Genomic DNA, 6,539 nt, shown 5'->3' on the forward strand with positions numbered 1-6,539 from the left:
CACTTCTAGAAGAACTTTTGCCATCTAGTTTACGCCGAACTTGTAAAAAAAAACGCTTCGGACTATGAAATTGTTCAAGAAGTTTTAACCGACTATGAACTAATAGTAGATAGCGCAGAACAAGCTAGAGAGAGACCTGGAGAGTATAAAGAACAGAAAAAGTATTACTCTGGGAAAAAGAAAAACCATACATTTAAAAATCAAATTACTGTTTTACCAGATGGCAAAGATATTGTTGATGTTATCGCGGGAGAACCAGGACCAAAAAGTGACATAACTTTATTTCGCCAAGGACAGAAAGATTTTGACGTCCATCAAAAATTTCAAGGGGATAAAGGTTATATTGGAGAGCCATCAATTAAGACTCCCATGAAAAAACCGAAGCATAGGAGAACTAAGCGAATCCCAAAAAAAGAAAAATAAAGAAATGGCTTCCGACCGAATATTTGTAGAACATTTAATTCGTATATTGAAAATTTTCAGAGTTGCTTCTGAAAGATTTCGATTAAACCCAAGTAAATATGAACAAATAATCATGACGATATGTGGACTTGTAAGATTCCGAATAGGAGCATTAGTTATGGCACTATAAAACAGTGCGAAATTCCTAGGAAAAATTGATATCCTAACTTGTGATTTTTTCCTGGTTATCAATCAGTAACTATCTTAAACCCTTATTTTTACGTTGAAACTGGCTGATATTTGAAGTTGGCCTTCTGTGACTCAAGTCCAGTATTAGAGTGGTATTGGCATTTTTCGGAGATGTCTATTGATGAGATGCGTTTGTGCCAGATTGTTATTCCAGCTATTTCTACTGTAGAGCGTTTGGCGTGGGAAGTTCGGCATCGCGCTCAAAAATTAGTGTGTATTGAATTAACAAATAATTTACTGGAGTTTAGACTAAGACATGAAAAACGACCCAGTACCAGTGGGTTAATAAGGTTTTAATTGAAAGGTGAGAGAAACTAAAGATTTAAGCGGACTCTGGAGTGGGTTTGCGTGACTTAGAAGTCCTTTTTTTGACTGAAGGGTAAGGAATTCTACGTTTACGTTCTTTCCCAGGTTTCCAACCAGAGGACTTTCCGCGAGGTTTGGGAGAACGGGTAGGAGTACCAATCCCCGCTAAAATACTCCCCATCGCCTGGGCAACCCTTCCAGGGGTCAAATTGTCTAATGACTTTTGCCAAGGCAAAGGATTGTCTGCAACGATATCACGAGCTAGCCACAACTCCCAAGTGATCATGGGCATGAGTTCGCTCCATCTCTCACACTGTTTTGGTGTACTGAGCTTGGGTAAAGTCCAATGGAGACGCTGTTTAATAAATCGATACCAATGGTCAACCGCAAAACGTCGTAGGTAAAGCCGGCAAATTTCTGACAGAGGAAGCATTTCTTCCCCAACCCAAGCTAGCCATAATGGTTTTGTTACTCGTAACGAACCATCTTCTTTAAGTCGTTCAACTTGTATTAACGACATCGGATGTTTTGCTGCGGCTCTAAAGTGTAGATTGTGCCAAACACGAATTCGTATCCGACCAAGTTTCGCATCGTTTTGTTCTAAAATTTGAGCGGGTGTTGTCCAAGTATTCGTATCCAAGAGCTTGAACTTACTACCATGAATGCGAGGTCTACCCCTACCAGAGTAAGCGGGTGGAGAACTCCACAAACATAGGTTAGAGCGCAATCGCATCAATTTATCTGCTTTAATACTAGCAGTTTTTAAGACAAAAGGCGCACATCCATACTCGCTGTCCCACAGACTGATTGGGCGTGAGGGCAAATACTTACATACCTGTTTGAGTTGCCACACTGCCTTCGATATTGGACTTTCCCAACTGGTTATTCTTTCATGCCGTAATGGTATTGCCCAACTCCCCGAATCTTCTGGCACCCAAACAATTGTACTATAGCCTTCACCTGGCGCAACTGGTTTATTGTTTATGATTCCAGTACAATAATGTTCACTTGTACGGTCTTGTAACGTTACTGCATGAGGTCTTGCCCAAGCTGTATGGTCTCCTGCTAGTATAATTCGTGATTTTTCTGGCACTGCTGGTATTTGTTCAATGTATAGTCGCATCAACTTGTTGCGTTGTGGTCTTGCATCTTGTACTGCTTCATAAACACTCGACCACTTGCGTCGAAATACAGGTGATAACGATAGCTCTGCAATACTATATACTTTACGCGTCAGCATGATCGCGTCTTTTAGTTCAAACATTGCATCATGCGCTCGACACAAATTGTTATATGCAGCTTGACGAAATGCTTTTAATCTGGCAAAAGAATCCATAACGGTTATTGAGAGTTGGTTGTGCTTCTCTCATCTTCCGTTGAAGGGAGTTTGCTTTAACCGCAGACTCCTTCTTAAAAGTTTTAGTAACAATTTACACGCATTTGTTGAGCGCAATTGCAAGGGAGTGCAGACGCAATCATGCACATCGTCTGCTTTAAGTCTCAAATTCAATAATAATGATAATCAAATAGTGGAGGGCGGGAGAGAAGCGAGCAATGCTCGCTTCTCTCCCCTCTTGTACAATTATTATTATTGTATTTGAAACGTCACTAACGTACTACATCGTTTGAAAGAATTACGAATCAGTTGAGACTGACTCGTTCGTATTTTTAACGCGTAATTTTCAGTTGACTTACATTCCTTTATATCGCTTTTAGTCTAAACTCCAGTAAGGAAGCAATCTCACAGTCTTGTTCTTTTGTAACTCGTGCGTAAGTCCTAACAAAATTATTCATATCTGAACGGTCGAAATTACTTTTAAGATTGCGTACGTTTTGCCACACCTCAATCGGCTTCTTCATAATCATTTACAAACAACCTCTAAGTAATGCACGATCGCTTCTGCAGTTGAGGAATTAGTTGCAACGAGAAGATTGTTGATATTGCACAATCTTAACAAAGCTTCCTCATTTGCCTGACCGGGTTGAGGCATCAACAAGTCTCTCAAGAAGATAACTGCTAGTAGATCTCCTGAAGAAACCATTGAAGCGATTGTTTGATATCCTCCAGATGTGGCTGCAGGAAGTTGTTGCGAGATCGTTATGCCACTTTGTTGAGCTACCAAATCGCTTATTGAAGATGATGCTAGGGTAAGGCACTTTGAGAAAAACTTTTGATGCTGAGCAACAATCTCTGCCAATTCCGATTTCTTACTGTCGTGAGCAATGAGCACTACGTATTTATCAATAAATTCAGGCGTTTCGCTCTCGATAACATCTTCAGCAACATCTGGAGATTTAACAACAACTTCGGGAGATTCTTCGATAGCAGGTTGTTCGATTTGTTGGGATTGTGGAGTGGTTTGCTCTGTGACATCATCAGTCACTGCCACAACTTCTTGCTCTGGTTGTTGTGTTGCGATCGCGTTTTGTGAAACTTGGTTGTCTTGTTCTGGTGGCACAAGGGATGTAAGTTTATCAGTTTGAGCATCAATCGGTTCTTCAGTGGCTGGTTGTGCTTGTCGAACGACGACTTCGACAGATGGTTCTTCAGCGGTGGGTTGGATGTGTTGCTGCAATTGTGGAGTGATTTGCTCCGAGACATCATCAGCCACTACTGGAACTTGTTGCTCTAACTGAGGTGTTGCCAGCGTGCTTTCAGAAATTTCGTTAGCTACCTGCGCTGACTGAATGAATGTATATTCATTAATCTGAGTATAAGTTACTTCTTCGCTGACTGGTGCAACTTGCGGATTGACTACTTCGGAGGCTTGTTCTTCAGTGGTAAACTGACCGATATGTTGAGGATCTGGAGTTCTTAAGTTGGGCACTTCCTGAGCAGCTACTTCCGGAACTTTCTCCTCTTGTTTTGGTAGAGGAGGAATTTGCTGGTTTTGCAAACTATTTGAAACTACTGGGGCATCTATGACTCGAACAACTGTTTCCGGTAAGTCAGGAGAACTCATTTCTTCTAACATGAGAACGAACTCTCCGAGGCGGATAACGTCTCCAGGTTTCAGAACATATTTTTGGTTTGTCTCAGCTATCTTCCCGTTAACAAGAGAGCCGTTTCTACTGCCAAGATCGCAGTAGTAGTAATCTCCATTTTGAAGAAAGAACTTGCCATGCAGTCTACTGACATCGGGACTGTCCAGAACTAACCCAGAATTAGGTGAGCGACCAATTAAGCACTCTCCTTCCATTCTGATTGTTAGGAAAAGGTCAAGTTCCTGGAATTCACTTAGTGTCTGTGAATTAAGAACTTTTAATTTCATAGTATTCTTTGATTAATTTTATTAATTTCTGCTACCCAACTCTGACGAGTGTTGTGTTCTAAACTCAAAATATCATCTTGCGACCAATGAAAATGGTAAGCAACGAAAGCTACCTCCTCATATAATTTATCAGAGGGGTAGCTTATGACTCCCCCGATAGCTCTAGTTTCACAGAAAAATCAGCGTTGCAATGAGGACATTGGGTAGGGATGTGTGCATTCCCTTGCTGGTTGACTCGATTGTAAAATTCTCTAAGATAAGCAATATCACGTAGAATCAGGCGTTCTAATAATTCAGGAGCTACTGAAGTTAGACTTCCCAATCGAGTAATCACTCGTGAAAGCATGATTAATGGACTGTAGGCTGGATTCTCTTGAACTTTTGGATCTTTATGCACCAAAATTTCATCTTTTGCAGTAGCCAAACGCATCACTCCCTGACGATGCACTCTGTTTTGGTCATCAATTAGACCTTGGGGTAAGGTAAAGGTAAATTCAGTGTAAAGAGTATCTTTCCGGCGCATAAGTCAAGGCAAATTAGAGAATACTTTGTTCAATGATGAGTCAGTTGAACAGAAGAGTTGGCAGTTTCTTCTGATACAATAAGTTCGCCCTCCAAACCATTAATTTTACGATAAAAATTCTGGAGGTAATTCACATCTTGAGCAAAAAAGTTTTCCACTATCATAGGAGACACTTCAGATAATGCTCCTAGGCAAGTAATGACTCGCGACAGGATAATGATAGTAGCATAGGCTGGGTTAGATGCAACACGGGGATCGCGCAAGGGAATAATTTCATCCATAGCTGTTGCTAGTCGCATGACCCCTTTGCGGTGGACGTTGTTGTCAGTATCTAAATAGCCCTTCGGCAATGTAAATTCAAACTCTGTTTGAAACATATGGCTTCCTTACTACATTGTGCGCTTAAAGCCCTCAAAAGCAATTTCTAGTTCTTCCAACGCCAACTCATTACTGCGAGCATTGACATCAGAAATTTTATAATTGGTTGGCCAAGCCCCACTTAACTCATATCTTGCTTTTCTTTGTGTTGCTTTATTAAGAATATTCAAAGCAAGATCTTGACGTTGGTTAGCCCAGTTACCCTCTTGAACAGCTTTAAACCAGTTCCAAAATGTTAGCGAGTTACTTGCACCTCTACGCAAAGTCAAATTGCCAATTTTGACATTGCCAGGAACTTTAGTTCTAACTGGAAGACCTTTCTGTGCTTGACCCCACTTGTTAGAAGTGACTTCACAAACTTCAATGACATCCTGCGTGCATTGAAATCCCTGGCACTCAAGAAAGACAGCATCAGCCTGCCCGGAACCATCTAATATGAGTTCTAGGTAGAAATTATGGGCAGTGAGAAATTCAATATTTGATAGTGTAGCCATTGTTTACCACTCACTTTTTACTGCTTGCGTTGTGTACCTCCCCAGTAAGTTAGTTCTATCTGTTGAGTCATAAATCCAGTTCCAGAAGCGTCAAAGCCTGTAAACGTTTGGCTAGTAGGGTAGCACTGTTTTAATTCCCATTTTGCTCCTATACTAGTGTCTGATATATAAGACACTAACGAACCACTTTTTATATTGCTCATGACCTTATTAGCTCCTGCATTTGAACTGCATTTTTGGAGCCATTCATCAAACTTTTTATTCTTATCCTCTACATAGATAGTGATGCTTAGAGTACCCTTCTCTGGAACACTAGGGATGGATTGATCTACTCTCTTACCAGGACCCATGTTGCCTATAATCGTATTATCAGTCGTTTGTGTTACACTTTTTACACCATCGACTGATTTGATAGTAACTTGCATACCATCTATTTCGAGAACAAATCTATTAGCCGTTAAATATTCTGTGTTAGAGGGCATATCTAGACTCCTTACAACTCATTAGGACTGACGCGGTAACATGGAAATGCAAAGACGAGGAGATTGTAGAATGATAAGTGATTATCCGAATCCCCAAGCCTATGCAAAAAACACAAACGCAGTAGATTGCCTGGTGACAAACTATAACTTCAGTTGAGGGTAGTTTGGTGGCTTACCAAGCTACCCTAAGTAGACCTCAACGTAAAAGGGGTTCGGAAATATCTCGGCTTGATGTTGGGTTTCACTTCGTTCTACCCAACCTACGAATGATAAAATTCAATACCCTTTTTGTGGTGGGCTGTACTAAGTCAATTAATGAACTTTCCAGGCAAAGTTTAATCTATAATTTGGTCTGCAATACTAGTAGTCCACCACAGCAACTTTGACGGGTTGATGAGGTGAAAAAATTCTTACTCTCCCCTACTTCCCCTAC

General features: G+C 40.8%; 7 protein-coding genes and 1 pseudogene. 1 reads left to right on the forward strand and 7 read right to left on the reverse strand.

The features are described from left to right. The first annotated feature begins 102 nt into the window (after positions 1-102). Positions 103-592, forward strand: a pseudogene (locus AC5590_RS30905) (HARBI1 family protein). Between the two features lie 381 nt (positions 593-973). On the opposite strand, the gene AC5590_RS30910 reads toward AC5590_RS30905, so the two are convergent. The 7 genes from AC5590_RS30910 to AC5590_RS30940 form a co-directional block, all read right to left on the reverse strand. Beyond that, a complete protein-coding gene (locus AC5590_RS30910; RefSeq protein ID WP_169267089.1) occupies positions 974-2,293 on the reverse strand; it encodes an NF041680 family putative transposase in 1,320 nt (439 codons plus the stop codon). 526 nt (positions 2,294-2,819) lie between these two features. Then, the gene (locus AC5590_RS30915) at positions 2,820-4,229 is read right to left on the reverse strand and encodes an FHA domain-containing protein (RefSeq protein WP_169267090.1); all 1,410 of its coding nucleotides are present in this window, start codon (positions 4,227-4,229) and stop codon (positions 2,820-2,822) included. Next, complete coding sequence (locus tag AC5590_RS30920; protein ID WP_348982737.1) at positions 4,226-4,387, reverse strand: DUF6760 family protein; 162 nt, start codon at positions 4,385-4,387, stop codon at positions 4,226-4,228. Before AC5590_RS30920 ends, AC5590_RS30915 begins: the two co-directional genes overlap by 4 nt. Next, positions 4,372-4,752: a phage tail assembly protein gene (locus AC5590_RS30925; protein WP_169267091.1), complete on the reverse strand. Its 381-nt coding sequence runs from the start codon at positions 4,750-4,752 to the stop codon at positions 4,372-4,374. The genes AC5590_RS30920 and AC5590_RS30925 overlap by 16 nt, the downstream gene beginning before the upstream one ends. A gap of 29 nt (positions 4,753-4,781) precedes the next feature. Then, positions 4,782-5,129: a hypothetical protein gene (locus AC5590_RS30930; protein ID WP_169267092.1), complete on the reverse strand. Its 348-nt coding sequence runs from the start codon at positions 5,127-5,129 to the stop codon at positions 4,782-4,784. Between the two features lie 12 nt (positions 5,130-5,141). Continuing rightward, positions 5,142-5,624, reverse strand: a complete 483-nt coding sequence (locus AC5590_RS30935) for a phage tail protein (protein WP_169267093.1) — start codon at positions 5,622-5,624, stop codon at positions 5,142-5,144. Positions 5,625-5,641: 17 nt separating this feature from the next. Next, complete coding sequence (locus AC5590_RS30940) at positions 5,642-6,106, reverse strand: phage tail protein (RefSeq protein ID WP_169267094.1); 465 nt, start codon at positions 6,104-6,106, stop codon at positions 5,642-5,644. Between the last annotated feature and the right edge of the window lie 433 nt (positions 6,107-6,539).

Origin of the sequence: Brasilonema octagenarum UFV-OR1 (assembly GCF_963888615.1) — a bacterium.
Lineage (GTDB): Bacteria > Cyanobacteriota > Cyanobacteriia > Cyanobacteriales > Nostocaceae > Brasilonema > Brasilonema sennae.

Excerpts from the sequence above, each read along its gene's own strand:
- AC5590_RS30910 (WP_169267089.1), bottom strand. The coding sequence starts at position 2,293 with ATGGATTCTTTTGCCAGATTAAAAGCATTTCGTCAAGCTGCATATAAC.
- AC5590_RS30915 (WP_169267090.1), bottom strand. The coding sequence starts at position 4,229 with ATGAAATTAAAAGTTCTTAATTCACAGACACTAAGTGAATTCCAGGAA.
- AC5590_RS30925 (WP_169267091.1), bottom strand. The coding sequence starts at position 4,752 with ATGCGCCGGAAAGATACTCTTTACACTGAATTTACCTTTACCTTACCC.
- AC5590_RS30930 (WP_169267092.1), bottom strand. The coding sequence starts at position 5,129 with ATGTTTCAAACAGAGTTTGAATTTACATTGCCGAAGGGCTATTTAGAT.
- AC5590_RS30935 (WP_169267093.1), bottom strand. The coding sequence starts at position 5,624 with ATGGCTACACTATCAAATATTGAATTTCTCACTGCCCATAATTTCTAC.
- AC5590_RS30940 (WP_169267094.1), bottom strand. The coding sequence starts at position 6,106 with ATGCCCTCTAACACAGAATATTTAACGGCTAATAGATTTGTTCTCGAA.